Annotated in this window: 22 protein-coding genes and 3 pseudogenes; 17 read left to right on the forward strand and 8 right to left on the reverse strand. The window is 69.9% G+C overall.

What is annotated here, in order from left to right:
- Positions 1-21 precede the first annotated feature (21 nt).
- From OHA64_RS06250 to OHA64_RS06275, 6 genes are all read right to left on the reverse strand, one after another.
- Positions 22-855, reverse strand: a complete 834-nt coding sequence (locus tag OHA64_RS06250) for a carbohydrate ABC transporter permease (RefSeq protein WP_405609101.1) — start codon at positions 853-855, stop codon at positions 22-24.
- Positions 852-1,805, reverse strand: coding sequence for a carbohydrate ABC transporter permease (locus OHA64_RS06255; protein WP_405609104.1), 954 nt, complete (start codon positions 1,803-1,805; stop codon positions 852-854). Before OHA64_RS06255 ends, OHA64_RS06250 begins: the two co-directional genes overlap by 4 nt.
- Before the next feature lie 14 nt (positions 1,806-1,819).
- Positions 1,820-3,169 (reverse strand): ABC transporter substrate-binding protein, encoded by a 1,350-nt coding sequence (locus OHA64_RS06260; RefSeq protein ID WP_405609107.1) that lies wholly within the window; start codon positions 3,167-3,169, stop codon positions 1,820-1,822.
- Positions 3,170-3,253: 84 nt separating this feature from the next.
- Entirely contained in the window at positions 3,254-4,333 is a 1,080-nt protein-coding gene (locus OHA64_RS06265; RefSeq protein ID WP_405609110.1) for a LacI family DNA-binding transcriptional regulator, read from the reverse strand.
- A gap of 206 nt (positions 4,334-4,539) precedes the next feature.
- Entirely contained in the window at positions 4,540-5,418 is an 879-nt protein-coding gene (locus OHA64_RS06270; protein ID WP_405609113.1) for a hypothetical protein, read from the reverse strand.
- Between the two features lie 289 nt (positions 5,419-5,707).
- Positions 5,708-6,739: a LacI family DNA-binding transcriptional regulator gene (locus OHA64_RS06275; RefSeq protein ID WP_405609116.1), complete on the reverse strand. Its 1,032-nt coding sequence runs from the start codon at positions 6,737-6,739 to the stop codon at positions 5,708-5,710.
- A gap of 475 nt (positions 6,740-7,214) precedes the next feature.
- Here OHA64_RS06275 and OHA64_RS06280 point away from each other — a divergent pair, with 475 nt between their 5' ends.
- The 13 genes and pseudogenes from OHA64_RS06280 to ppk2 all read left to right on the forward strand — a co-directional run bounded on the left by OHA64_RS06280 (position 7,215) and on the right by ppk2 (position 19,317).
- On the forward strand, positions 7,215-8,234 hold the full coding sequence (locus OHA64_RS06280; RefSeq protein WP_405609119.1) for a sugar ABC transporter substrate-binding protein: 1,020 nt from the start codon (positions 7,215-7,217) through the stop codon (positions 8,232-8,234).
- A gap of 5 nt (positions 8,235-8,239) precedes the next feature.
- The gene (locus OHA64_RS06285) at positions 8,240-9,310 is read left to right on the forward strand and encodes an ABC transporter permease (RefSeq protein WP_405609122.1); all 1,071 of its coding nucleotides are present in this window, start codon (positions 8,240-8,242) and stop codon (positions 9,308-9,310) included.
- A 4-nt stretch (positions 9,311-9,314) separates the two neighbouring features.
- Complete coding sequence (locus tag OHA64_RS06290; RefSeq protein WP_405609125.1) at positions 9,315-10,235, forward strand: ATP-binding cassette domain-containing protein; 921 nt, start codon at positions 9,315-9,317, stop codon at positions 10,233-10,235.
- A 66-nt stretch (positions 10,236-10,301) separates the two neighbouring features.
- Positions 10,302-11,153: a sugar phosphate isomerase/epimerase family protein gene (locus tag OHA64_RS06295; RefSeq protein ID WP_405609128.1), complete on the forward strand. Its 852-nt coding sequence runs from the start codon at positions 10,302-10,304 to the stop codon at positions 11,151-11,153.
- Positions 11,154-11,301: 148 nt separating this feature from the next.
- Positions 11,302-11,916, forward strand: a complete 615-nt coding sequence (locus tag OHA64_RS06300; protein WP_405609131.1) for a PfkB family carbohydrate kinase — start codon at positions 11,302-11,304, stop codon at positions 11,914-11,916.
- A 4-nt stretch (positions 11,917-11,920) separates the two neighbouring features.
- Positions 11,921-12,793, forward strand: a complete 873-nt coding sequence (locus tag OHA64_RS06305) for an aldolase (RefSeq protein ID WP_405609134.1) — start codon at positions 11,921-11,923, stop codon at positions 12,791-12,793.
- Positions 12,790-13,669 (forward strand): annotated as a pseudogene (gene iolB / locus OHA64_RS06310) (5-deoxy-glucuronate isomerase). The gene OHA64_RS06305 and the pseudogene iolB overlap by 4 nt, the downstream one beginning before the upstream one ends.
- Positions 13,666-14,409, forward strand: a pseudogene (locus tag OHA64_RS06315) (thiamine pyrophosphate-binding protein); the annotation flags it as partial. The pseudogenes iolB and OHA64_RS06315, both read left to right, overlap by 4 nt.
- Positions 14,381-14,917, forward strand: a pseudogene (locus OHA64_RS06320) (aldehyde dehydrogenase family protein); the annotation flags it as partial. The pseudogenes OHA64_RS06315 and OHA64_RS06320, both read left to right, overlap by 29 nt.
- Before the next feature lie 195 nt (positions 14,918-15,112).
- Positions 15,113-16,312: a Gfo/Idh/MocA family protein gene (locus OHA64_RS06325; RefSeq protein ID WP_405609137.1), complete on the forward strand. Its 1,200-nt coding sequence runs from the start codon at positions 15,113-15,115 to the stop codon at positions 16,310-16,312.
- 25 nt (positions 16,313-16,337) lie between these two features.
- Positions 16,338-17,336 carry a sugar phosphate isomerase/epimerase family protein gene (locus tag OHA64_RS06330; RefSeq protein ID WP_405609140.1) on the forward strand — a complete coding sequence of 333 codons (999 nt, stop codon included), beginning with the start codon at positions 16,338-16,340 and terminating at the stop codon, positions 17,334-17,336.
- A gap of 429 nt (positions 17,337-17,765) precedes the next feature.
- On the forward strand, positions 17,766-18,338 hold the full coding sequence (locus OHA64_RS06335) for a carbonic anhydrase (RefSeq protein ID WP_405609143.1): 573 nt from the start codon (positions 17,766-17,768) through the stop codon (positions 18,336-18,338).
- Between the two features lie 67 nt (positions 18,339-18,405).
- Positions 18,406-19,317: a polyphosphate kinase 2 gene (ppk2, locus tag OHA64_RS06340; RefSeq protein ID WP_405609146.1), complete on the forward strand. Its 912-nt coding sequence runs from the start codon at positions 18,406-18,408 to the stop codon at positions 19,315-19,317.
- A gap of 67 nt (positions 19,318-19,384) precedes the next feature.
- Here ppk2 and OHA64_RS06345 read toward each other — a convergent pair whose 3' ends face one another.
- On the reverse strand, positions 19,385-20,374 hold the full coding sequence (locus OHA64_RS06345) for a phosphotransferase family protein (protein ID WP_405609149.1): 990 nt from the start codon (positions 20,372-20,374) through the stop codon (positions 19,385-19,387).
- A gap of 163 nt (positions 20,375-20,537) precedes the next feature.
- Here OHA64_RS06345 and OHA64_RS06350 point away from each other — a divergent pair, with 163 nt between their 5' ends.
- Positions 20,538-21,599, forward strand: a complete 1,062-nt coding sequence (locus OHA64_RS06350; protein ID WP_405609152.1) for a YihY/virulence factor BrkB family protein — start codon at positions 20,538-20,540, stop codon at positions 21,597-21,599.
- 108 nt (positions 21,600-21,707) lie between these two features.
- Here the strand turns inward: OHA64_RS06350 and OHA64_RS06355 are convergent, their stop codons facing one another.
- Positions 21,708-23,102: a glycoside hydrolase family 43 protein gene (locus OHA64_RS06355; protein ID WP_405609155.1), complete on the reverse strand. Its 1,395-nt coding sequence runs from the start codon at positions 23,100-23,102 to the stop codon at positions 21,708-21,710.
- Between the two features lie 278 nt (positions 23,103-23,380).
- On the opposite strand from OHA64_RS06355, the gene OHA64_RS06360 reads away from it, so the two are divergent.
- From OHA64_RS06360 to OHA64_RS06370, 3 genes are all read left to right on the forward strand, one after another.
- Positions 23,381-24,805: an amidase gene (locus OHA64_RS06360; RefSeq protein ID WP_405609158.1), complete on the forward strand. Its 1,425-nt coding sequence runs from the start codon at positions 23,381-23,383 to the stop codon at positions 24,803-24,805.
- Positions 24,806-24,831: 26 nt separating this feature from the next.
- Complete coding sequence (locus OHA64_RS06365; protein ID WP_405609161.1) at positions 24,832-25,050, forward strand: hypothetical protein; 219 nt, start codon at positions 24,832-24,834, stop codon at positions 25,048-25,050.
- A 155-nt stretch (positions 25,051-25,205) separates the two neighbouring features.
- Positions 25,206-26,708 carry a flotillin family protein gene (locus OHA64_RS06370; RefSeq protein ID WP_405609164.1) on the forward strand — a complete coding sequence of 501 codons (1,503 nt, stop codon included), beginning with the start codon at positions 25,206-25,208 and terminating at the stop codon, positions 26,706-26,708.
- Positions 26,709-26,771 lie beyond the last annotated feature (63 nt).

Below are 26,771 nucleotides of genomic sequence, written 5' to 3' on the forward strand. Positions count from 1 at the left end.
ATGAGGGATCGTCAGGTTCGGTCAGCCCTTGACGGCGCCCGTGGACAGGCCTTCCAGGAGCTGCTTGCGCAGGACGACGAAGAGGGCGACGGCGGGCAGGACGGCCAGCACGGCGCCGGCCAGGACCAGGTCGTACTGGCGGTTCTCCGACACGAACAGGGTCTGCAGGCCGAGCGGCAGGGTGTACTGGGAGCTGTCGGTGACCAGCACCAGCGGCCACAGGAAGCTGTTGTAGCTCTGCAGGAACTGCCACACGGCGAGCGCGCCGAGGGACGGCCGCAGCAGCGGCAGCACGATCCGCCGGAAGATACCGAACTCACTCGCCCCGTCGATGCGGGCGGCTTCGAGCACCGAGTCGGGGATCGACTGCACGATGTACTGCTGCATCATGAAGATCCCGAACGCGGGCGCCACCCACGGCACGATCAGGGCGAACCACGGACTGCCGAGGCCGGTCTTCACCAGCATCACGAACAGCGGCACCAGGATCACCGCGAACGGGATGGACAGCGAGCTGAACATCACGTTGAACAGCAGTGTCCTGCCCGCGAACCGGAACTTGGCGAAGCCGTAGCCGGCCAGGGCGCACACGAACACCGACACGACCGTGGCGACGACCGCCACCACCGTGCTCATCAGGAACCAGCGTACGAAGGGCTGTTCGGCGAGGAGAGTGCGGTAGTTGTCGAGGGTGAACGGATCGGGGAACAGGTCCGGCGGGTAGCCGAAGATGTCGCCGCGCGGCTTGAACGAACCGCTCAGGGCCCACAGCAGCGGGGTGAGGAAGGCCAGGAGCAGCAGGCTGAGGGTGATGTGGAGCAGGGCGCGCCCGCTCCTGGTGCCGGCGGTGTTCATGCGGCTGCCCTCCCGATGCCGAGGACGCGGTTGAAGAGCTGGCTGAGCCCGAAGACGAGGGCGAACAGCACGACGGCCGCGGCGGCCGCGTAACCGAACTGCTGGCGCTGGAAGGCGGCCCGGTAGATGAACATCGACACCGACAGCGTCGACTCCGCCGGCCCGCCGCCGGTCAGCAGGTACGGCTCCTCGAAGATCTGGGCCGCGCCGATGAAGGAGGTGACGACGACGAAGGCCGTCACCGGCTTCAGCGCCGGCAGGGTGACGGTGCTGAAGGTGCGCAGGCGTCCGGCGCCGTCGAGGGCGGCGGCCTCGTACAACTCCCGTGGTACCGCCTGGAGTCCGGCGAGGAAGAAGATGGTGAGGTAGCCGGTCCAGCGCCACATCATGACCAGGGCGATGCTCACCTTGGCCAGATCGGGGTCGCCGAGCCAGTCGACGCCGCCGCTGCCGAACAGGGCGCGCAGCACGGAGTTCAGGAGGCCGAACTGCCGGTCGAAGAACAGGCCGAAGACGAGCGCGACCAGGATCGGGGAGACGACGATCGGCACGAAGTAGGCGGTCCGCCACAGGTCGCGGGCGCGCAGCCCACGGGTGTGCAGTGCCTGGGCGATCAGCAGGGCGAGCGGGACGATCACACAGACCGCGACCAGCACGAAGACGGCGGTGTTGCCGAGGGCCCGGTGGAAGCTGATGTCGGTGGCCAGGAGCCGGTAGTTGCGCAGGCCGACCCAGCGCGGGGTGCCGAGGCCGACCCACTCGGTCAGGCTCAGCCACAGCGAGACTCCGACGGGGACCAGCATGAACAGGACGTAGAGGACGTAGAAGGGCGAGATGAAGAGGTAGGGAGCCCAGGTCCGCTTCGGGCGGGCCGTGGGTGCCGTGCCGCCGGTTTCACGCGCGGTGCGTGCCGGGCGGCCGACCCCTTTTCCGGTGAGGGCGGTGGTCATGGTGGTGTGTCCTCCTAACGTCCCGCCTGGTCGCGGAAGTCGGCCGCGGTCTGCTTCAGCGCCTGACGCGGGGTCAGGTCGCCGTGGTAGGCGCGCAGCAGGTTGCCGGCGAGCACGTCGAAGAGGATCGACTGGTCGGGGCTCTGGTGGACGGCGGGCACGTCCGGGAGCAGGGTGCGGTAGAGGCTGAACAGACGTTGGCCGTCGCAGAACTCGTCGCGTACGGCGTTGAGTCGGGGGTCCTCGTAGACGGACCGGCGGGTGGGGAGGTAGCCGGTCTCGGTGAAGCGGCGGACCTGGCCGTCGTGGGTGAGCCAGGTGGCGAGGAGGAACTCGGTGGCGGCGCGGGTGTTGGCCTTGTCCGTCAGGACGCCGAAGCCGGTGCCGCCCAGGGCGGCTGTCGCCCTGCCGTCGTCGGTGAACCGGGGCAGTGCCCTGATCCGCCATCTCCCCTTCTGTTCGGGCACGTTGGGCATCAGGCCGTAGTTCTTGTACCAGATGGCCATGGGCAGGCCGATGACCTTGCCCTGTTTGAGCGCGGTCTGCATCGAGGCCCCGTAGTAGTCGGAGACGTCGACGACGAAGCCGGTGCGCAGCCCCTCGCACAGGAAGCGCAGGACCTCCTCGGCCTCGGGCGAGTCGAGGACCAGGTTCTGGTCGGCGTCGAAGAAGGCGCCGCCGCGCTGGTAGAGCAGCATCTGGAAGGAGCCGACGAGCTGGCCGACATCGCTCCCGGCGGTGCTGACGACGCACAGGGAGGCGCCGTGGTCCCGGTGCGTGCGGGCGCCGAGTTCGGCGAACTCCTCCCAGGTCTGGGTGTCCTGCGGGATGCCGTACTCGGTGAAGAGGTCGTCGCGGTAGTAGTAGACGACCATCGGGGTGTCGGAGTCGAGGGCGTAGACCCTGCCGTCCTGGCTGTAGGGGGCGGTGCGGGCCGGGAGCAGGTCCTCCTCCAGGCCGGGGACGGCGGCGATGTCGGGGGTGAAGTCGTGCAGCAGGCGCGGGGCGATGTCGCCGCGCAGCATGCGGGTGAAGCTGCCGATCTCGAAGCCGATGGTGTCGGGGGTGCCGCGCCCGGCGACGGCCTGCGCGAGCAGCTTGGTGACGAGGTCGGCGGCTCCGGCGCGGGTGACGTCCAGGTGGTAGCGGAAGTCGGTGGCCCGGTCGGCGGCCGGTATGCCCTTGGTGAAGAAGGCCTGGTAACCGGGGTCGTGGGTCCACAGGGACAGCGTCACGTCTCCGTCGGTGCGGGCCGTGGTGCTCTCGGCTCCGCAGGCGGCCAGTGCGCCGGCCGCGCCGAGACCGAGGCCGCCGCGCAGCAGGGTACGCCGGGATGTGAGGGGTGGGGGCAGGGGCGGGTACACACGTGGCTCCTCACGTGGTGCGGCTACAGGGGAGCGCGGGCGCGGCCGTCCCGGGCCACGAACGCGGGCAGTGGTACGGCCGGGTCAGACGGGTGCTGGACCGGGTGCCGGACCGCTGGAGGCCCGTACGGCCAACTCGACGGCGTGGGTCGTCTGGTGGGCCGGGCGGGGGCTGCCCTCGATCAGTGCGATCAGCACGTCGACGGCCTGGTCGGCGAGCGCGGCCGTGTCGTGCCGGACGGTGGTCAGGGGCGGTGACAGATAGGGGGCGGCGGGAATGTCGTCGTAGCCCACGATGCTCACGTCGCCGGGGACGGACCGTCCGGCCTCGGCGAACGCGCTCAGGGCGCCGATGGCCATGTCGTCGTTGGCGGCGAACACGGCGGTGACGTCGCGGAGCGTGGCGAGTTGTCGTCCGGCGGCGTGTCCGGACGCCGGGCTCCAGTCGCCCTCGGTCGGCAGCGGTGGTTCGGGGGCCCCCGAGGCGGCGAGCGCTTCCCGCCAGCCGCGCAGCCGGTCGCGGGCGGCCCACCAGTCCTGCGGGCCGGGGATGTGCCAGACCGTGCGGTGGCCCAGCGAGAGCAGGTGCTCGGTCGCCAGCCGGGCCGCGGCGACCCCGTCGGCGCGGACCACCGTGCAGGCTCCCTCGGCGAGTTCGACACCCTCGCCGAGGCTGACGACGGGCACGTCCGTTCTGAGCCGGAGCCGGGTGCCGTCGTCGATCGGTTCGGACAGGACGATCCCGTCCACGCCCTGCTCCAGGAGTGCCTCGACGGCGACGGAGATCTTCCCGCCGATTCCGTCCGGGGGGACCCCTGTCCCGCTTCGCTCGCCCTCCAGGGTGCTGGCCAGGGCGAACGAGTACCCCGCCCGCTGCATCGCCCGCTCCAGGGCGATCAGCAGGGTGGAGGGGCCGTACAGGGCGGTGCCCAGCGAGACGACACCGATCCGCCGGTAGCGGCCCAGGAGCAGGGCGCGGGCCGCGTTGTTCGGGCGGTAGTCCAGCTCGCGGATCGCCCGGAGCACGCGGTCGCGCACCTCCGGGCTGACGTGCGGCTCGCCGTTGACGACCCGGGACACCGTCTTCTGCGAGACACCGGCGGCCCGGGCCACCTCGGTCATGCCGGGCCCACGACGCCGACGTGCGGTTCCGGTGGTCGCCATATGCCCTCCCCGAGGAGTTCCGAGCCGTGGACTACGTAGTCAGTACAGCCCGCACGGATGCGGCGGGGCTGCGTGACTACGTAGTCAGACGGTGCCAGGAGTGCCGGGGCCGCGTCAATGGGTCGTGCGTCGTCGCATGGCCGGACCCACGGGTGACCGGCCCAGAGGGCTCGGTCATCCGTGGGCGTGCGGAGGGCGAGGACGAGTCAGAGGCCGTAGCGGCTCTTGAGGTGGCGCCAGAAGTCGCGGAACATCCACTTGTCGAACTCCGTGATCTGCGTGGCGCTGCCCGCTTTCATGAGGAAGCAGCACTGGCCGGTCGGAGTCCAGTCGTAGAAGTCGTCGAGGCCGAAGGTGTGGCCGACCTCGTGCAGATAGATGTGGATGTTCTCCTGGCTCAGCGCGCCGGTGAAGTACTCCTGACCGACCCGCTGGCCCCAGTCACCGCCGGCGCCGCCCTGGAAGCCCTTCGTCAGCCACAGCGACTGGTCGTAGTGGCGGGCCGCGCCGCCCGGACACCTCGAGTAGTTGCCGTCCTGGTGGAAGAAGCGGCCGCAGTCCGGGGAGCACTGCGGGGCACCGCCGCCGTCCAGGTTTCCGGCGTAGATGTCGACGGAGTTGTCGGTCCACTGGAGGGTGGAGCGGTTCTTCACCGCCCAGCCGACGATGTTGACGGGGACGGTGGTGTACGGCCACGCGTTGTGCCCCTTGCCGCCCTCGACCATGGCGGCCATCCACTTGGCGAACTGCTTCTTCAGCGCGGCGTGCACGCGGTCGCGCAGGGCGGCGGAGACGGGGGCGTCGGACTCCCAGCGGACGCAGTAGTTGACGCTTCCCTTGTTGGCCATGACCTGGTCCCAGCCATAGTTGCGGAAGCCGTAGAGGTCCGGGTAGGTCGACTGGACGTGGTTCCAGACCTCGTTCAGCGGCTGGACCAGGTTGGCGGGCGGGTTCCAGTCCTCGGCGGCCCGCGCGGCGGACGTCGCGGGTGCGGCCGACGCCGCGGACGCCGCCATACCGGGTGCGGCCAACAGCACGGCCAGAGCGGCGAGGACGGCGGCCAGGCGCGCCAGTTGTCTGCGCATGGGTGAACTCCCTCGGTGGGGGACGGGATTTCACCCTCTGGTCGCCGCCGAAGCCCTACGGGTTGCCGCGTTCCGCCGTCTGCTCGGCCCGGCTGCCTGCGCTCGCGGACCGCCCGCGGCGGGCAGGGCGGGAAGCCGTGACGCCCCGCCGGCGAGCAGGCCCGTGCCCCGCCCGAGCGCCGGTGTCAACAGCGCGGTGACCGCGCCCGGCACCGACCCAAGGTCGAGCGAGTTGAGCGCCTTGAGCAGCCCGCCCAGCCTCCTCCCTGCCATCGGCGGCGCACAGGAGTCAGGCGGGACCGGCCGTGGTGCCGCGGGCGACGAGTCGCGGGGTGAGGACGACCTCGCGGGGCTCGGTGCGCCCCTCGTCGAGGCGTTCGACGGCCGCGGCCACCGCGTGCCGGGCCTGGTCCCGGGCCCCCTGGCTGACCGTGGTCAGGTTGAAGCAGCTCAGCCGGGAGAGCGTGTCGTCGTCGTATCCGGCCACTGACACCTCTCCCGGGACGGCGACCCCGGCCCGGGACAGCGCGGCCAGGACGCCGATCGCGGACTGGTCGTTGAAGGCGGCCACGGCGGTGGGCAGGTCGCCGCCGTCGAGGAGGTTGCGGACGGCCCGCTCCCCGGCCGCCTCGGTGTGGTCACCGCGCAGGATCCTGATGTGCGCGTCCAGGCCGTGGCGGCGCATGGCGGTGCGATAGCCGTGGCGCCGGTCGGTGGCGATGGCCCCCTTGCCGCCGTCCACGTAGGCGATCGCACGGTGGCCGAGGTCCGCCAGGTGATCGACGATCTGGCCGACTCCCGCGTCGTCCGCGGTTCGCACGACGTCCAGGTCGGCGTCGGTGATGCGGCGGCCGACGACGATCACGGGCGACTTGCGGTCGAGGGCGGCGAGCGCGTCCGAGGGGGCGGTCGGGCCGAGCAGGATCAGCGCCTCGCTGCGGAAGGCCAGCAGCGTCTCGACGGCGGTGTGCTCGTCGCGGGTACGGGTCAGGGTGCTGAGGACCAGGTCGTAGCCGATCTCCTCGGCGGCCGTGTGCAGATGCTCCACCAGTTCGGCGTGGAACGGGCTGTGGATGTCGACCATGACACCGAGCAGCCGGGTGCGCCTGCTGGCCAGCAGGCTCGCGGTGCGGTCCACCTGGTAGCCGAGGTCGGCGGCGGCCTTCAGAACGCGCTGCCGGGTGCGTTCACTGGGACCGGGCACGCCGCGCAGGACCAGGGACACGGACGCGGTGGACACGCCCACCCGTGCGGCCACGTCCTCCAGCCGCGGACGCTTGTGCGAGCCGTTCCGGTCACGTGCGGAACCGACATGATCCACTTGCGCCTCCCCGCGGAAATCTGGTCGTGCAACAGCCTTGACACGCTCGCGAAACAAGCCGATAGTACCAGGACTTAAAGCGCTTTAAATTGTCCTGTTGTTCCGACGAAGTCAGTCCAGGAGCGCGGCACCCCTCGGCTCGCGCTCTCCGAACTCTCCCGGCAGAGCACGTCGTGCGCCGGAGAGAAGTCTCGAACCAACTGCCCAGGCCGTGCACGACATCGGGAGCCTGAGATCCGCCCGGCCGGCGTCGACGCCCACAAGGCGCAGGCGCCGCAGGATCTCCCCACCCCGGCGTGGCCGTCGCAGTCCGCACCGAGCCCGGGCCGAACCGGCCTCAGCCCGGTACGCGCGGCAGGGGCCGGCGCTCCGCACGCCTCTTCCGCTGCCGTGACCGACCCGCCACGACCGCCCCGGCCCATCCACCGGCCGCCGTTCCACTGTCCCTCCAGTCGCACAGCGAGGTGCACGCACCATGAAACAGACACCCCTTCTCCGTTCCCGCAGAGTCGCCCCCGTCGTGGCGGTCGCAGCCGTGGCCGCCCTGGCCCTCGCCGGCTGTTCCAGCAGCTCCGGCGGCAAGAAGGCCGAGGAGGAGGCCGGCAACGCCTCCGCCGGCAAGGCCGACACGCCCCGCATGACCATCGCGATGGTCACCCACGCGCCCTCCGGCGACACCTTCTGGGACACCATCCGCAAAGGCGCCGAAGCCGCCGCCGCCAAGGACAACATCAAGCTCATCTACTCGAACGACGAGAACGCCGGCGACCAGGCCAACCTTGTGCAGAACGCGATCGACCAGAAGGTGGACGGGATCGCCGTCACCCTCGCCAAGCCGGACGCCCTCAAGGACGTGGTCACCAAGGCCGAGAAGGCCGGCATCCCGGTCGTCGGGCTCAACGCCGGTCTGGGCGTCTGGAAGCAGCAGGGCCTGCTGTCGTTCTTCGGCCAGGACGAGGCGGTCTCCGGCCAGGCGCTCGGGGACAAGATCAACGGCACCGGCGCCAAGCACGCGCTGTGCGTCATCCAGGCCCAGGGAGACGTCAACCTCGAAGAACGCTGCGCCGGCGTGAAGAAGACCTTCAGCGGCAAGACCGACATCCTCTACGTCAACGGCACCGACATGCCGTCCGTGAAGTCGACGATCACCGCCAAGCTCAGCCAGGACAAGTCCATCGACGAGGTGGTCACCCTGGGCGCCCCCATCGCGCTGACCGCGACGCAGGCGGTGTCCGAGTCGGGCAGCAAGGCGAAGGTCGCCACCTTCGACCTCAACAAGGACCTCGTCTCCGCCATCGAGAAGGGCTCGATCCAGTTCGCCGTCGACCAGCAGCCCTACCTCCAGGGCTACCTCGCGGTGGACTCCCTGTGGCTCTACAAGAACAACGGCAACTTCAGCGGCGGCGGTGAGCAGCCCGTGCTGACCGGCCCGGCCTTCGTCGACAAGACCAACGTCGAGGCCGTCGCCAAGTTCGCGGCGAAGGGCACTCGGTGAGTGGTATGACCCAGCAGGCTGAGCCGGCGGTGACCGCACCGCCGGCCCCCGGCCCGAAGCAGTCCGACGGCCGGACCTCGCAACGCCCCCTGGCGCTACGGCTGTTGGCCCGCCCCGAAGTCGGTGTCTTCCTCGGTGCCGTCGCGGTGTTCGTGTTCTTCCTGATCGCCGCGCCGCCGGTGCGCGAGGGCAGCGCGATGTCCAACATCCTGTACCAGTCGTCGACGATCGGGATCATGGCCCTGCCGGTCGCGCTGCTGATGATCGGCGGCGAGTTCGACCTGTCGGCCGGTGTCGCCGTCATCTCCTCGGCGCTCACCGCCGCGATGCTGAGCTACCAGTTGTCGCTGAACGTGTGGATGGGCATAGTCCTCGCCCTGGCGATGTCACTCGCGGTCGGCTTCTTCAACGGCTGGCTCCTGGTGCGGACCGGTCTGCCGAGCTTCCTCGTCACGCTGGGCACCTTCCTGATCCTCCAGGGCGTGAACCTCGCGGTCACCAAGCTGGTGACGGGGAATGTGGCCACGGACGACATCAGCGACATGGACGGCTTCGGCCAGGCGAAGAAGGTGTTCGCCTCGTCCTTCGAGGTCGGCGGCGTCTCGGTGAAGATCACCATCGTGTACTGGCTGGTCTTCGCGGCGCTTGCCACCTGGGTGCTGCTGCGCACGAAGTACGGCAACTGGATCTTCGCGGTCGGCGGCTCCAAGGACAGCGCGCGGGCCGTCGGCGTGCCGGTGACCTTCACCAAGATCTCCCTGTTCATGCTGGTCGGCTTCGGCGCCTGGTTCGTCGGCATGCACCAGCTGTTCTCGTTCAACACCGTGCAGTCGGGTGAGGGCGTGGGCCAGGAGCTCATCTACATCGCCGCGGCCGTGATCGGCGGCTGTCTGCTGACCGGCGGCTACGGCTCGGCGATCGGGCCGGTCTTCGGGGCGTTCATGTTCGGCATGGTGCAGCAGGGCATCGTCTACGCCGGCTGGAACCCCGACTGGTTCAAGGCCTTCCTCGGCGTGATGCTCCTCGGCGCCACCCTGATCAATCTGTGGGTCCAGCGCACAGCGACCCGGAGGTAACCCCATGACATCCACCGAACAAGCGGGCACCCACGGGGCCGTCCTCCCCGACGGTGACAGCGCGCCCGGCGAGGACGGGGCAGTCGTCGAGTTGCGGGGTGCGGGCAAGGCGTACGGGAACATCCGCGCCCTGCACGGCGTCGACCTGACGGTCCATCCCGGCCAGGTCACCTGCGTGCTGGGCGACAACGGCGCCGGCAAGTCCACCCTCATCAAAATCATCTCCGGGCTGCACCAGCACACCGAGGGCGACTTCCTCGTCGACGGCGTCCCGGTGCGTTTCTCCACCCCGCGCGAGGCCCTCGACAAGGGCATCGCCACGGTCTACCAGGACCTCGCGACCGTCCCGCTGATGCCGGTGTGGCGCAACTTCTTCCTCGGCTCCGAGATGACCAAGGGCCCCTGGCCGGTACGCCGTCTCGACATCGAGGCGATGAAGAAGACCGCCGACCAGGAACTGCGCAACATGGGCATCATCCTGGACGATCTCGAGCAGCCCATCGGCACCCTCTCCGGCGGCCAGCGCCAGTGCGTGGCCATCGCCCGCGCCGTCCACTTCGGCGCCCGCGTCCTCATCCTCGACGAGCCCACCGCCGCCCTGGGTGTCAAACAGTCCGGCGTGGTCCTGAAGTACATCGCCGCAGCCCGCGACCGCGGCCTCGGCGTCATCTTCATCACCCACAACCCCCACCACGCCTACATGGTCGGCGACCACTTCAGCGTCCTGCGCCTGGGCACCATGGAGCTGAACGCCTCCCGCGACGAGGTCAGCCTCGACGAACTCACCAACCACATGGCCGGCGGCGCCGAACTCGTGGCCCTCAAACACGAGTTGAGCGCGGTACGCGGCGTCGACGTCGACGAACTCCCCGGAGAGGACGACCTGCCCACCCCCGCCACCACCACCGGCCAGGGAGCCTCCTGAACGCCACGGCGCGAACGCCCTGACCTCACGCTCCACCGTCTCCCCCTGACGAGAAGGCATTCCCTCATGAAGATCGCCCTCGACCCGTACATGATCCGCAATGTTCCGCTGCTCGAACTTCCGTCTGTGGTAGCCGAGTTGGGCTACGAGTGGATCGAGCTCTCTCCCCGGGAGGACTTCATCCCCTTCTTCCGGCACCCCCGGGTCGACGACGCCACCGTGCGCAAGTTCCGCAAGGCACTGGACGCGGCAGGCGTCGGCATCTCCTCCCTGCTGCCCCTGTTCCGCTGGTCCGGCCCGGACGAGGACGCCCGGCAGGCCGCCGTACGGTACTGGAAGCGCTCCATCCGGATCGCCGCCGACCTCGGAGTGGCCAGCATGATCTCCGAGTTCAACGGCAGGCCGGAGGATCCCGACCGCAGCGAGGCGCAGTTCTGGAAGTCGATGGAGGAACTCCTTCCCCTCTTCGAGCAGGAAGGCATCCAACTCGCCCTGGAACCGCATCCGGACGACTTCATCGAGAACGGCTACGACGCCGTCAATCTGATCCGGGGCATCAACCACCCCAACGTCACCTTCCTCTACTGCGCCCCGCACACCTTCCACATCGGCGACGACGCCCCCGGCATCATCGAGTACGCGGGCGAGCTGCTCACCCACGTCCATCTGGCCGACGCCTTCGACCACACCGCCTCCTCGGGCAACCGCTACATCCTCAACCCGCCCGGCACCGCGGCCCGTATCCACCAGCACCTCGACATGGGCGAGGGCGAGGTCGACTTCGACGAGCTCTTCCGCACCCTGCGCGCCAACGGCTTCGACGGCACCCTCACCGCGTGCGTCTTCGCGTGGGAGGAACGGGCGAAGGAGTCCTCACTGTTCATGCGCGAGAAGATCAACGCGTACCTGTCCGCCTGATCCTGGCGGACCACGGCTCTCGGGCCCGGGCCCGAATATTGACATGACATTTCAGCCGAGGGCATCGTTCTCCGTGAGGCGCTTTTAAAGCGCTTTAAATCCCACTCCATGCCACCCCGGGATGTCTCCGGAGCGAAGGGAAACCGCTATGCCGTTCGAACTGCTGACCATGGGCCGTGTGGGGGTGGATGTGTATCCGCTCCAGACGGGCGTGGGGCTGGCGGAGGTCACGTCGTTCGGCAAGTACCTGGGTGGCAGTCCGACGAACGTGGCCGTCGCGGCGGCCCGGTACGGGCGGTCGGCGGCCGTGATCACGAAGACGGGCCGGGACCCCTTCGGCGAGGCCCTGCGGCACGCCACCGTCGCCGTCGGCAACCTCGACGAATGCGAGGTGGCGACCGGCGAGCGTGAGCCGTACGCCGCCGCGAAGGCGCTGCTCGCCGCCGGTGTCGAACTGGCCGTGGTGAAGCAGGGTCCCAAGAGTGTGCTCGCCATGGACCGGGACGGCTCTGCCGCAGAGATCCCGCCGGTCCCGGTGGACGTCGTCAACGGCCTCGGCGCCGGTGACGCCTTCGGCGGCGCCCTGTGCCACGGCCTGCTGTCCGGCTGGGACACCCGCACCACCGTGTCCTTCGCCAACGCCGCAGGCGCCATCGTCGCGGGCCGGCTGTCCTGCTCCGACGCGATGCCCACCGAGACCGAGGTCGAGACCAAACTCCGCGAGGCGTCCCTCGCCACCTCCCTCACTGAACGAAAGGCGTGACGACGTGCTGTCCGACAACGTGAGCCGGATTGTGTCCGCCCGGGTGGGTGACCCCGGTGCCGTCGTGACCGCCGCCGTCCGCAGGGTGAAGGCGACCTCGCTGCTCGGCGAGCACGGCAAGGCGATGATCATCGCAGCGGACCATCCCGCGCGCCGCGCCAATGGTGTGGGCGGGAACCCCCACGCCATGGCGGACCGCTTCGAGCTGCTGGACCGCCTGTGCGTCGCGCTGGAACGCCCCGGAGTGACCGGTGTGCTGGCCACGGCCGACATCCTGGAGGACCTGTTGCTGCTCGGGGTGCTGGACGGCAAGAGCGTCTTCGGCTCGATGAACCGGGCCGGGCTCGCGGGGTCGGTCTTCGAGATCGACGACCGTTTCACCGGGTACGACGCCGAGACCATCGCCGCGATGGGCTTCGACGGCGGCAAGATGCTCACGCGCATCGCCCTCGACGACCCGGCCACCCCGTCCGCCCTGGCCGCTACGGCGCTGGCCGTCAATGAGCTGAACGACCGTCAGCTCATCGCCCTGGTCGAGCCGTTCATGTCGGTGTGGCAGGACGGCAGGATCCGCAACGACCTCTCCACCGACGCCGTCGTCAAGTCGGTCACGATCGCTTCGGGGCTCGGCCGCCGCACCGCCCACACCTGGCTGAAGCTGCCGGTCGTCGACGGCATGGAGCGCGTTCTGGCCTCCTCCACGCTGCCCGCGCTGCTCCTGGGCGGCGAGGTCACCGACTCCGAGGCGGCCTTCGCCTCGTGGGGCAAGGCGCTCAAGCAGCCCACCGCGCAGGGCCTGGTCGTGGGCCGCTCGCTGCTCCATCCGTCGAACGGCGACGTCGCCGACGCTGTCGACAAGGCGGTGAGCCTGCTGTGACCGACACCAGCACGTACCACCTCCCGAGGGGCACGTCGGCCGACGGCCCCTACGACCTCGTGGTCACGCCCGAGTCGGCGGGCTGGGCATACTCCGGCCTCAGGATCCTGACCCTGAGGCCGGGTGAGGCGCACGCCCTGTCCACCCATGACTGCGAGTTCCTGGTCCTGCCGCTGACGGGCTCCTGCACCGTCACCACGGACGGCAGGGCCCTCGAACTCGAAGGCCGGACGGGCGTGTTCGCCTCGGTCACCGACTTCGCGTATCTGCCGCACGAGTCGGTGGCCCTGATCAGCAGCGCACAGGGAGGTCTGTTCGCGCTGCCCTCCGCCCGTACCGAGCGGAGCTCACTCTCCGTTCGGTACGGGCGCCAGGAGGACGCGCCGGTCGAGCTGCGGGGTGCGGGGGCGTACTCGCGGCAGGTCGACAACTACTGCCTGCCCAACACGTTCGACGCCGAGCAGCTGCTGGTGCGCGGTGCTCACGCCGGGCGGCAACTGGTCCTCCTACCCGCCACCGCACAAGCACGACGAGGCTCGGCCGGGCCAGGAGTCGGAACTGGAGGAGATCTACTCCTTCCAGGTCTCGGGCGAGAACGGCTTCGGCTACCAGCGGGTCCACGGCACGCAGGACCGGCCCCTCGACGTAATCGCGGAGGTCCGTTCCGGCGACACCGTCCTCATTCCGCACGGCTGGCACGGGCCGTCGATCGCCGCGACCGGCTACGACCTCTCCTACCTCAACGTCATGGCAGGCCCGGGCCAGGACCGCGCTTGGCTGATCTGCGACGACCCCGCCCACGGCTGGGTGCGGGCGACCTGGGCGTCCCAGGACACCGACGACCGGCTTCCCTTCGAAGGACTCAACGAGCGATGAACACCGTCCGACTCACCACCGCACAGGCCCTGGTGCGCCTCCTGGCCAACCAGTACAGCGAGCGCGACGGCCAGGAGCAGCGGCTGATCCCCGGGATGTGGGGCATCTTCGGACACGGCAACGTCGCCGGGATCGGCCAGGCGCTCCTCCAGGCCGCCGTCACCCAAGAGGCCGATCTGCCCTACTACCTGGCCCGCAACGAGCAGGGCATGGTCCACGCCTCCGTGGCGTACGCGAAGATGCCCGACCGGCTCGCGACGTTCGCCTGCACGGCGTCGACGGGGCCCGGCTCGACGAACATGATCACGGGTGCGGCGCTCGCGACGACCAACCGCGTTCCGGTGCTGCTGCTGCCCAGCGACATGTTCGCCACCCGCGCCGCCGACCCGGTCCTCCAGCAGCTGGAGGACACCCGCGGCGGGGACGTCATGGTCAACGACGCCTTCCGCGCCGTGTCCAAGTACTTCGACCGCGTCTCCCGCCCCGAGCAGCTCATCCCGGCCGCACTCGCCGCGATGCGGGTGCTGACCGACCCGGTCGAGACCGGCGCCGTCACGCTCGCGCTGCCGCAGGACGTGCAGGCCGAGGCGTACGAATGGCCGGTCGCGTTCTTCCGGCGGCGGGTGTGGCACGTGGGCCGACCGGTGCCCGAACCAGCCGCCGTCGAGCGCTCGGCACGTCTGGTGCGCGGCGCGAAGAAGCCGCTGATCGGGCCCGCTGGTCACCAAGGCCGCTCAGGAACGCGTGGAGCACGCGGTCGGTGCCGCGGCCGGGCAGGGTGCCACCGTCGTCGTCGACGGGCGCGCTCTGAAGGTCGACGGCCACGAGGACGGCTTCTTCACCGGTCCGTCCCTCCTCGACCATGTCACGGCCGAGATGGACGCCTACCAGGAGGAACTGTTCGGCCCGGTTCTCGCCGTCGTTCGCGCGGACTCCCTCGACGAGGCGATCGCGCTAGTCAACGCCAACCCCTACGGCAACGGCACCGCCCTGTTCACCGCCTCCGGCGAGGCCGCCCGCCGCTTCCAGCGCCAGGTCAAGGTCGGCATGATCGGCGTCAACGTGCCGGTGCCCGTCCCGATGTCGTACTACTCCTTCGGCGGCTGGAAGGACTCCCTCATCGGCGACTCCCCCATCCACGGCCCCGAGGGCATCCGCTTCTACACCCGCCCGAAGGTCGTCACCACCCGCTGGCCACAGCCCACCCAACAGCTCGCCGCCGGGTTCGACTTCCCGACCTCCAGCTGAGATCCGCGCACACACGTTCCTGATCTTCGCCGCGATCGACGTCGCCACGTTCGTGTTCTGTCTCCGCACCGTTGCCAAGACCGGGGCCGCTCGATGGAGGCCATCGAGTCCCATTGCCGTCGGCAGTTCGCCACCTGATCCCGCCCTGCCCTTCTTCTCCCCCTGGCTCTTCGCACCTCTTGGAAAGGCACCGCCATGACCACGTCCGCCAAACCCCTCTCCGTCGCGGTGATCGGAGCCGGCATGGCCGGCCGCAGCCACGCCGCCGGTTACCGCAACGTCAATACGGTCTTCGGTGCCGGTCTGCCGACCGTCCGGCTGGCCGCGATCGCCGACGCCAACGTCGCGCTCGGCGAGGACGCCGCCCGCCGCTACGGCTTCGAGAAGGCGCTCCCGAGCTGGGAGGCCGTCGTCGAGGACCCGACGATCGACGCGGTCAGCATCGTCGTGGGAAACGATCTGCACCGCCCGATCGCGGAAGCCCTGGTCGCCGCGGGCAAACACGTGCTGTGCGAGAAGCCGCTGGCCGGGTCGTTGGAAGACGCCCGCGCGATGGCCGAGTTGGAGCGCACCGCCGATGTCGTGACCGCCGTCGGCTACACCTTCCGGCGTTCCCCCGGCATCGCGGCGATCCGCGACCACGTCCAGCGCGCCGAGCTGGGCGATCTGACCCTGTTCAGCGGCCGGTACTGGTGCGACTACGCGACCGACGCGAACGGGCCCCTGAGCTGGCGGTTCAAGGGCGGCCCGGGCTCCGGCGCGCTCGGGGACGTCGGGTCGCACGTCATCGATGTCGCCGAGTACGTCGCCGGGCCCATCGCGGCGGTCTCCGGCGCCACTCTGTCGACGCAGATCCCCAAGCGGCCGCTGCCGCTGGGCGCGGTCGTCGGACACAACGCGGCCCCCGTCTCCGACGAGTTCGGCGAGGTCGAGAACGAGGACACCGCGTCCTTCACCGCCCGCTTCGAGTCCGGGCTCGTCGGCACCTTCTCGGTGACGCGCACCGGCTTCGGCCTCCCCAACGGGCTCGGCTTCGACGTCGTGGGCCTCGGCGGCCGGGCCGCGTTCGACCAGCACCGGCCCGCCGAGTACCTCTTCGACGACGCCCAGCCCGAGGCCCGCACGCGCGGCCCCCGCCAGATCATCGCCGGCCCGAACCTGCCGTACTTCGCGGGCGGGGTACCGATGGAGGCGCCGGGGGTGGGCGCCAGCAACGCCGACAACTTCACCTACCAGGCCCGGGCCTTCCTCGACCAGATCGCGGGCGTCGCCGACCCGCGGCCGGCCTGCGCCACCTTCGCCGACGCGCTGCGGACCATGGAGATCATCCGTGCGGTCGTCGACTCCTCCCGTAACGGCGGCGCGCTCACCCCGGTTCCGCCGGCCTGCGCCTGACCACCCGTACCCAAGGAGTACGTACATGGCTCTCAAGCTCGGCGCCTACACCGCCTGTCTGCACGACCGCCCGCTCACCGAGGCCCTCGACATCCTCAAGGAGAACGGACTGACCTCGGTGGAGGTCAACACCGGCGGCTTCATCCCCGCCCCGCACTGCCCCATCGACCTGCTGCTGTCCTCGGCCGCCGCACGCGACGAGTACCTGGCGACCTTCGCCGACCGCGGCATGGAGCTGACCGGCCTCAACTGCAACGGCAACCCGCTCAACCCGCTCCCGGGGGTCGGGCCGAAGCACGCCGACGATCTGCGCCGCACCATCCGCCTCGCGGGTCTCCTCGGCGTCAGGCACGTCGTCACCATGTCCGGCACCCCGGGCTCCGACCCCGACGCCAGGTACCCGTCCTGGGTCGTGAACCCGTGGGACGGCGTCTACATGGACGTCCTCGACTACCAGTGGGGCGTGGCCGTCGAGTTCTGGAAGGAGATCGACGCGCTGGCCCGGGAGCACGACGTCCGGGTCGCCATCGAGATGCACCCGCACAACGTGGTGTTCTCCCCGGTCACCCTGCAGCGACTGGTCGACGAGACCGGCGCGACGAACATCGGCGCCGAGATGGACCCCTCCCACCTGATGTGGCAGGGCATGGACGTCGTCGCCTCCATCAAGTGGCTGGGCCCGCTGGTCTTCCACGCCGCCGCGAAGGACGCCACTCTCTGTCCCGGCGCCGACATCCGCGGTGTGCTGGACACGTCGTTCACGCGAGTGCCCGCCGACGCGCCCGGCAAGGTGCCCACCGGCTACGGGTTCTGGTGCAATGCCTGGCCTCAGAACCCGGCGTGGAAGTTCGTCGCCGTCGGTGCCGGAAACGACGTTCCCTACTGGACCGGGTTCCTGCGCGCCCTGGCCGAGATCGACCCGGACATGGCCGTGAACATCGAACACGAGGACGCCGCCTACTCCCAGACCGAAGGGCTCGCCCTCGCGGCCAAGAACCTGCACAGCGCCGCGTCCGCTCTCTGACAATTCGCCTCGTGGCCCCGTTTCCGCCGGCCGGGAACGGGGCCGCCGTATTTCTGCCTGCGCGGCTCCCCCACGCTCACGATTTGGATGTGCCCTTCCCGTGCGTTTGATCAGCGCTGTACGCCCGCTTACCGACGCCACGACAGAGTGGAATCACCCACTCCACCTGGGAGAACGGGTTTCCGTACCGCATGTTGAGGCGAAGGGGAACATTCCATGGGCACATACGCGCAGACGCAGCGCCGAGCCGTTCTTACCGGAGGGCTCGCGGCTACCGCGGCTCTGATCACCGGTTGTTCGTCGAAGACGGAGAACACGGATTCGGGGAAGGACGGTACGGGGAAAGCGTCAGCCGGCGCGGCGGCGAATTCCCCCTCCCCGGTCGCGAACACGCGACCTGATTCTCCCTGGACTGCGTTCGCCAGGCTGATGGAGGGCAACGAACGCTGGGTCGACGGAACACTTCAGCACCCCGACCGGGATCCGAAGCGCCGCAAGTTCGTCGCCGAGGCGCAGGATCCCTACGGCGTGATCCTCTCGTGCATCGACTCCCGGGTCCCGCCGGAGCTCGTCTTCGACACCGGTCTCGGCGACCTGTTCGTGCTGCGCACCGGAGGACAGGTGGTGGGGCCGGTGGTCACCGGCTCCGTCGAGTACGGGCCCATGACGTCGGGGACCCCGCTGATCGTCGTACTCGGGCATCAGCGCTGCGGCGCCGTCAAGGCGTCGTACGAGGCGATCCGCGACGGCAGGACGCTGCCCGGGAACCTCAGCGCGATCTCCGAGGCGCTGCGGCCCGCGTACGAGGCGACCGTCAAGCAGAAGGCGGCCGACCCCGTCGACGCCATGGTCCGCATCCACGTGAAGCAGACCGCGGCGAATCTGCGGTCCAACAAGGACCTCGCTCCCCTTGTGAAGAAGGGCGACCTGGCCGTGGTCAGCGCCTACTACTCGCTCGACACCGGCCGGGTGGAGGTCCTCACCGGGGCGCCCTCCGCCTGACGCGCTCCGCACACGGGCTTTGCCTGGGGTTCGCCTGGAGTACGACCGCGCTTGCTTCCATCGGGGCATGGAGCACAAGGGCGAGACGACCGAACTGATGTCAGGGCTGCGCGTCGACTACACCGACCACGACGACCCCGTCCTGATCCGACCGGACGGCACCCCCATCGACACCTGGCGGGAGAACTATCCGTACGCCCAGCGCATGGAACGCGGGGAGTACGACCTGCACAAGCGGCTCCAGCAGATCGAACTGCTGAAGCTGCAGAGCTGGATCAAGGAGACCGGCCGTCGTCTCGTCATCGTCTTCGAAGGGCGCGACGCGGCCGGCAAGGGCGGCACCATCAAGCGGTTCACCGAACATCTCAATCCGCGCGGTGCCCGTGTGGTGGCCCTGGAGAAACCGACCGAGCGCGAACGCGGTCAGTGGTACTTCCAGCGGTACGTCGAGCATCTGCCGACCGCCGGCGAGATCGTGCTGTTCGACCGGTCCTGGTACAACCGGGCCGGCGTGGAACGGGTCATGGGGTTCTGCTCGGACGACGAGTACTGGCGCTTCATGCGGCAGACGCCCGCCTTCGAGCGGATGCTGGTCGACGACGGAGTGGACCTGATCAAGTTCTGGTTCTCGGTCTCGCAGGGCGAGCAGCGCACCCGCTTCACCATCCGTCAGGTGGACCCCGTACGGCAGTGGAAGCTGAGCCCCATGGACCTGGCCTCCCTGGACCGCTGGGACGACTACACCGCCGCGAAGGTCGCCATGTTCCGTGAGACGGACACCGAACAGGCGCCGTGGACGGTCGTGAAGAGCAACGACAAGAAACGGGCCCGGGTGGAGGCCATGCGCAGCGTGCTGGCCCGTTTCGACTACTCGGACAAGGACGAGGAGGTCGTCGGCAGCCCCGACCCCCGCGTCGTCGGCGCGGCGGCCACCCTCCTGGAGGCCGGCGAGGACGACTTCGTCCCGGTGCGCTTCTAGAAGCCGGTTGGCGCATCGACTCGCGGGAGCGTCCTGGACGCTGCCGGGCAGCCGCCTCCCGCGGGTGTCAGGACCGGACCAGTTCCAGCGCCATGTTCAGGTTGTGCTCGGCGATGCCCGCCATGAAGGCCCGATCGGGAAAGTCCCCGTCGAGCAGCCGCAGTGGCCCCGCCGTCAGCGAGAGCCGCTGCGCCAGCATGTAGAGCGCGAGCCGGTCCTCGTCCAGTCCGTCCACCGCCAACGGCCGATAGTCGTCGTGCAGGCGGATCCGCAGAAAGACGTGCTCCCACTCCACGTCGAAGTACATCAAGCCCTCGATGTCGATCACCACGGGGTCACCGTCCGCGTCCACCAGCACGTGGTCGGGCCCCAGTTCGCCGTGCACGACCGCGTACTGCTCGCGCGGCCGGACCGTCCGCGCCAGGCCGAGCAGTCGTTCCTCCAGACGGCCACGGGCTGCCGCGATCCTCGGATCACGCGCCGCCGCCTCGGCGAGATCCCGCAGCGCACGCTCCAGGACGACCCCCTCGCACGACGTCCCCCGCGACGTTCCTCCCCCGTCGACCACGGCCACCTTGCCGTACCTGGCCGCCCGATGGCCCCGCATCGCCTCCAGCGCCTCCGCCAGGCGGGCCATGACCGGGGCGGCCGAACGCGGGTCACGCCCGAGCAGGTCCTCCAGGCTCTCGCCCCGGAGGTCCTCGACGATCGCGAGGTCGGCCGGGTAGTGGGCGCCGTCACGGTCGACGAGACGGAGAGCGGGGACGCGAACGCCGAGCGCGTCCAGGCGGGCGTGTGCGGCCTCGAACAGGTCGAGGCCGAGACCGGGCGAGAACGGGTCGGTGAGGTCGTCGTCGCCCTCGGCCGCCGGCCAGTAGTTCTCGGCGTCGTCCCACACGTAGGCGATCGCCGTCGTCGCGTCGTCCATCACCAGGCGGTACACGCCCTTCTTACTACCGCCCGCGACCGGCTCTACCGCCTCCAACAGGCGCCCACCGCCGAACGCGGACCGCGCCGCACCCGCCAACTGCTCCCGCGTCACCGCTCTGGGTGCCATGTTCCGAACCGCCTCTCCGCCACCGCAACCCGCGCACTCTAAGGCAGCGGCGCCACGGGGCGATCGGTTCCGCGGGGCGATGACGACCACCGAGACGGAGAAGAAAAGTCACATATGCGACATATTTACGTATAGGTGCTTTAGCTCCGGATACCCGGGCGCAATGGTACGGACAGTGAAGCGGCATGGACGGCACGGCGGACGCGTCGAGACCGGCCGCGAGGACGAAATCGAGCAGCGGACCCCGGACGCGGGGCCGGATGAGCGCGTGGAGCAGCGGGCGCCGAAAAGTCCGACTGACCTGCCCAAACGCTCCTGGGGGGAGGTACTGAAAGGCACCCTGAAGGAGTTCAAGAAGGACGAGCTGACCGACCGGGCAGCAGCCCTGACCTACTACTCGATCCTGGCACTGTTCCCCGCGCTGCTCGCGCTCGTGTCGCTGCTGGGCATCGTCGGACAGTCGGCGACACAGCAGGTGCTGGACAACATCCAGAAGCTCGCCCCGGGCGCCGCGCAGGACATCCTGCGGAACGCGGTGCAGCAGATGCAGGGCAACGCCGGGCTGGGCTCGATCATGGCGATCGTGGGCCTGTTGCTCGCGGTGTGGTCGGCGTCCGGCTATGTCGCCGCGTTCATCCGCAGCGCCAACGCGGTCTACGACATCCCCGAGGGCCGTCCGGTGTGGAAGGTACTGCCGGTGCGTGTCGGTGTGACCGTGGCGCTGATGGTGATGGCCGTGATCAGCGCGGTGATCGTCGTGTTCACCGGAGGTCTCGCACGGGAGGTGGGCACCGCACTCGGGGTCGGCGACGCGGGGCTGACGGCGTGGTCGATCGCGAAGTGGCCGGTGCTGCTGATCCTGGTCACCATCATGATCGCGGTCCTGTACTGGGCGGCCCCGAACGCCAAGGGCCGTGGGTTCCGCTGGATCACTCCGGGCAGCTTCCTCGCGCTGTTGATCTGGATGATCGCCTCCGCGGGGTTCGCGGTGTACGTGGCCAACTTCGCCTCGTACAACAAGACCTACGGAGCCCTCGCGGGCGTGATCGTCTTCCTGGTGTGGCTGTGGATCACGAACCTGGCGATTCTGCTCGGCCTGGAGTTCGACGCGGAACTGTCGCGCCAGCGCGCCGCCGCCGGAGGCCACCCGGCCGGGAAGGAACCGTACGTCCAGCCGCGCGACACCCGGACGTGGGACGAGGAGGACCGCCGCAACCTCGGATGAGGGAGCCGGCACATGAAGCCGCCGCCCGGGCGTTCGCGCGGAAACCGAGTGCTGCCCGAAGAGCTTCGGGCAGCACCCTGACAGCTTCCGTGTCAGCCAGGGCGCGGCTCAGGCCCAGGCCGTCACGGGCACGAACGAGCTGTCCTGTCTGAAGAGGTCCGTGCCGTTCGTGCGCTCCACCCGGAGTTGGTAGTCGTAGTGGCGCAGGTAGTAGCCCGGGTAGTTGTACGACTCGAAGCGGATCGAACCCGACGCGCTGCCGGTGCGGGCGATGAACGTGGCGTCCTTGGCGAAGGTCGTCGTGCCGTCGTTCGCGTCGAAGCGGGCGCGGAAGTCCCAGTGGCGCAGATACTTGCCGACGGCGTCACGGAAGGAGTAGCCGTTCGCGTCGGCGAGTCCGGCGACGACCGTGAAGGTGGAGGCCTGCTTCTCGGCGGTGCCGCTGGAGCCGCTCACCACGGGGAGGTTGAGCAGGGAGGACTGCGACTGCCAGTAGCGGGTGGGGAAGTTGCCCGACTGGAAGGAACGCGTGACGTTCCTCGCGAGGCTCGGGCCCCCGGAGACGGTCTCCTTGACCACCGTGAAGTGCCGGGCGGTACCGGAGACGACGGGCAGCGCGGTCGGGGCGGACCAGGTGGCGAAGGTGTCGTAGCTGTCGCTGTAGTAGTAGGTGCCGTCGCCGTAGCCGTCGAAGAAGATCCGCCAGCCACCGTTGTCCAACTGCACCAGTGCCGGGCCCTCGCGGTAACTGCCCCAGCCCGCCCAGTCGCTGGTGCGGCTGATCGTGTAGGGGCCGGTGAGGCTGGAGGCCGTCGCGTACTCGATGTACTTCGCCGTCTCGTTCTTGGTGAAGGCGTGGTAGGTCGAGCCGGTCCTCACGATGTACGTGTCGATGTGGTTGGCGCCGATCCCGGACAGGGCCACCGGTGAACTCCAGGCGGTCAGCGCCGAGTTGGTGGCCTTCAGCCGGTACGGCGTGAAAATCCACTCGTCGTTCGCCGTCGAGCAGGACACGATGACGTTCACACTGCCGTCGCTGTCGACGAACCACTCCGGAGCCCACGCCCGGGACAGGTTGGCGATCGGGACCGTGTAGTCGTACAGGAAGGTCCAGTTGAGACGGTCCGAGCTGCGGGCGAAGCCGATCGTGGTGCTCGGGTCCTGCCAGGTGTGGGTCGTGTAGGTGAGGTAGTAGGAGCCGTTGGTGTGCTTGAAGACGCTCGCGTCGCGGATGCGGTTGCTCGGCGGCGTGTACGCGGACGATCTGGCGAGCCGGAAGTCGACGGCGTCGTCGGACTGGTAGACGTTCACGGTGCCGTCGTTGCTGTTGAGGAACGGCACGATGGTGTAGCGGGTGGCGGAGCCGCTCGGCGGCGCGGCGGCGAGGGCCGTGCCGGATAGTCCGGGCGCCTCCCCGAGCAGCACGGCCGAAGCCGGCAGGACGGCCAGTGCGCGCAGCATGCTGCGACGGGACGGAGACGGCGTGGGGGGACGTGTGCTCACGGGCGGCTCTCACTCTCGGACTCATACGGCCCAACGTGCGGCTCGACGTTCGGGGCAAGCTCGACGTTCGAATGACCGAACAAGGTTCGGAAATTCGATCAGAAAGTAGGGGTGAGGCGCGGACCCGTCAATGGTTTGCGCATGACTTGGTGAGCCCTGTGGGCCATCCGTGGCGCCCGGACGTCCGCGCCACCGGCCCCGCCACCGAAGAAGAGGTCCCGCCGCACCCGCGCGGCCGTTACCGTTCGGTAGAGAACGTGCTTCCGGAGGTGCGCAGCATGACGCTCGACCGTTCCGCAGGCCTGGCGGAGTCCGCCCGTGCGCTGGCCGCCGGGGAGGTGACCTCGCGGGCGCTCGTGGAAGGGGCCCTGGCGCGGATCGAGGCCTCCCAGCCGTCCCTGAACGCCTTCCGGATCGTACGGGCACTTGCGGCGCTCGCCGAGGCGGAGGCGGCGGACAGGGAGCTGGCCGCCGGGGTCCGCAGGCCGCTGCTCGGGGTGCCGGTGGCCGTCAAGGACGACATGGACGTGGCGGGAGAGCCGACCGCGTTCGGCTGCCGGGGCGAGTTCCCGCCGGTGGTCGAGGACGGCGAGGCGGTACGGCGGCTGCGCGCGGCCGGCGCCGTGATCGTCGGCAAGACCAACACCTGCGAGTTCGGGCAGTGGCCCTTCACCGAGGGCCCCGCCTTCGGCGCGACCCGCAATCCGTGGAACCCGGATCACACGCCCGGTGGTTCGTCGGGCGGTTCGGCCGCCGCCGTCGCCGCCGGTCTGGTGCCCGCCGCGCTCGGCTCGGACGGGGCCGGATCGGTCCGCATCCCCGCCTCCTGGACCCACCTGATCGGCATCAAACCGCAGCGCGGCCGGATCTCCACCTGGCCGCGCGGCGAGTCCTTCCAGGGCATCACGGTCAACGGCACGCTCGCCCGTACGGTCGCCGACGCGGCCCTGCTGCTGGACGCGGCGAGCGGCAACCACGAGCGGGATCCGCACCGGCCGCCGGCCGTGCGCGCCGCCGAGGCCGTCGGCCGCGACCCCGGACGGCTGCGCATCGCGCTCGCTCTCAAACCGCCGTTCACCGCCGTACCCGCCCGGCTGCGGCCGGAGGTGCGCGCCCAGGTCGTCCAACTCGCCGAGCTGCTCGCCGACTTGGGGCATCACGTCGAGGAGGCCGACCCGCCGTACGGCCAGATCGGGCTGACCTTCGTCCCCCGCGCCACAGCCGGCATCGCCGAACGCGTCCGCGAGGCGCCCTTCCCGGCACTCCTGGACCCCCGGACCCTGGGGTCCGCACGGCTGGGCGGGCTGCTCGGCGGGGCACCACTGCGGGCGGCCCGGCGCGCCGAGGCGGTGCTGCACCGTCGTATCGGACGGTTCTTCACCTCGTACGACGTGGTCCTCGCGCCGACCACGGCCGCTCCCCCGCCGCGCATCGGGGCCATGCAGAACCTGAGCGGTCTGGCCACCGACCGTGCGATCATCGCCGCCTGCCCCTACGCCTGGCCGTGGAACGTCCTGGGCTGGCCCGGGATCAACGTGCCCGCGGGGTTCGTCATGGGCGGCCTGCCGGTGGGCGCCCAGTTGCTCGGGCCGGCGAACAGCGAGCCGTTGCTGATCTCCCTCGCCTCGCAGTTGGAGGCGCGGGCGCGCTGGCACGAGGCCTGGCCGCCGCCGGTGACGGCCACCGACTCACCGGTCGTATAGGGGCGTTCCGCGCTTACCCTGTGACCATGGACGACGCGTCGATGGTCGGGCTGATGGGGCGGGTCACCGGGACGATCGGGCCGGGGCTGGTCGGCGAGGTGATCGTCCGCGTGCGCGGGGGCGCCGAGCACTTCCTCGCCTACCCCGCCTCCGGCAGGGACCGCATCGAGCCGGGCACCGTGGTGATGGTCGTGGAGTACCTGGCGCCCAGGACGGTCTACGTCTCGGCGGCGTACGACAGTTGAGGGACTGGGCGTACGACAGGTGAGCCCACCGCGTCGCAGGTGAGAGCCGTCGCGTCAAGGTTTCGACAAGGATGCGTCAGCGTCTTCACCCGCGGCTCACACGGGCGCACACTCCCTTCGTTCGGTGCCGAAAGGGCACCATCCAAAGGGGGCGTATGCCGATGGTTGTCGGCGTCGTTGCGGGAGCGGCGGTTCTCGCCGTTCTCGTTCTGATCGGTCTGTTCAAGATGATGTGGCGGGTCGCCGAACCCAACGAGGCTCTGATCATCTCCGGGTCCAAGCACCGCACGGAGGGCCTCGAGGAGGGCATGGGATTCCGCATCGTCACCGGGCGCGGCACGCTGGTGCTGCCCGGTGTCCAGGCGGTGCGCAAGCTCTCACTCGACCTGAACGAGACCGAACTGCATGTGGACTGCGTGACCCACCAGGGCATTCCGCTCAAGGTGCGGGGCGTGGTCATCTTCAAGGTGGGCGACGACTTCGTGTCGATCGCCAACGCGGGCCGTCGTTTCCTCGACCAGCAGAAGCTGATGGCGGAGCGGGTGCACAACGTCTTCGCCGGTCATCTGCGCTCCATCGTGGGCGGGTTGACGGTCGAGGACATGATCCGCGACCGGGAGAAGCTCACCGGGCAGACCCGGGCCGCCTGCGGCACGGAGATGGAGAAGCTGGGGCTGATCGTGGACTCGTTGCAGATCCACGAGATCGAGGACCCGACCGGGTACATCCGGAACCTGGCGATGCCGCACGCCGCGGCCGTGCAGCGGGACGCGCGGATCGCGCAGGCGGAGGCGAACCGGCTGGCCACCGAGGCCGAGCAGCAGTCGTTCGCCCGGATGGCGCAGGCCACCCGGGACAGCGAGATCCTGCAGGCCGGGTATCAGGCCGAGCGCGACAAGGCGGGCGCCAAGGCCCGCCAGGCCGGGCCGCTCGCCGACGCCGCCGCCCGGCAGGAGGTCGTCGTACAGGAAACCCGGGTCGCCGAGCTGGAAGCACAACGGCGTGAGCAGCAGCTCCAGGCGGACGTCCGCAAGCCCGCGGACGCGAAGGCGTACGAGAAGCGCACGCTGGCCGAGGCCGAGCGCGACGCGCGGATCTCGGGAGCCGAGGCGAAGGCGAAGGAGACGGAGTTGGCCGCCGCGGCCGAGGCGACGCGGGTCAAGACGGCAGCGAGTGCCGAGGCCGAGGCGACGAAGGCCAGGGGTGTGGCCACGGCGGCGTCGACACGGGCCACCGGTGAGGCCGAGGCCGCCGCGGCGCAGGCCAAGGGTCTCGCGGAGGCAGAGGCGACCAAGGCCCAGGGTCTCGCCGAGGCGGAGACCATCAAGGCGCGCGCCGCCGCTCTCGCGGAGAACCAGGAGGCGGTCGTCGCCCAGCAACTCGCCGAGAACTGGCCGGAGATCGTGAAGGCCGGCGCGTCCGCGTTCGGCAGCGTGGACAACATGGTGGTGCTCAACGGCGCCGACGGTATGGCGGACATGCTCGCCAAGGCGCTCACCATGGGCGGTACGGGGCTTGGTCTCGCCCGTCAGCTGCTGTCCTCGATGAACCAGAACGGGCAGACCACGAACGGGACTTCGTCCCTCAACGGGGTCGTGCCGCCTCCGGTGCAGACGGTTCCGGTGCAGAAGGTCCCGGTGGAGAAGGACGCAGGGTGACAGTCGGGGCGTGACGGGCGGAAGGGCGACGGGCGGGCAGTGACCGGACCGGAGGTGCCGGCG

Origin of the sequence: Streptomyces sp. NBC_00076 (genome assembly GCF_045041235.1) — a bacterium.
Classification (GTDB): domain Bacteria; phylum Actinomycetota; class Actinomycetes; order Streptomycetales; family Streptomycetaceae; genus Streptomyces.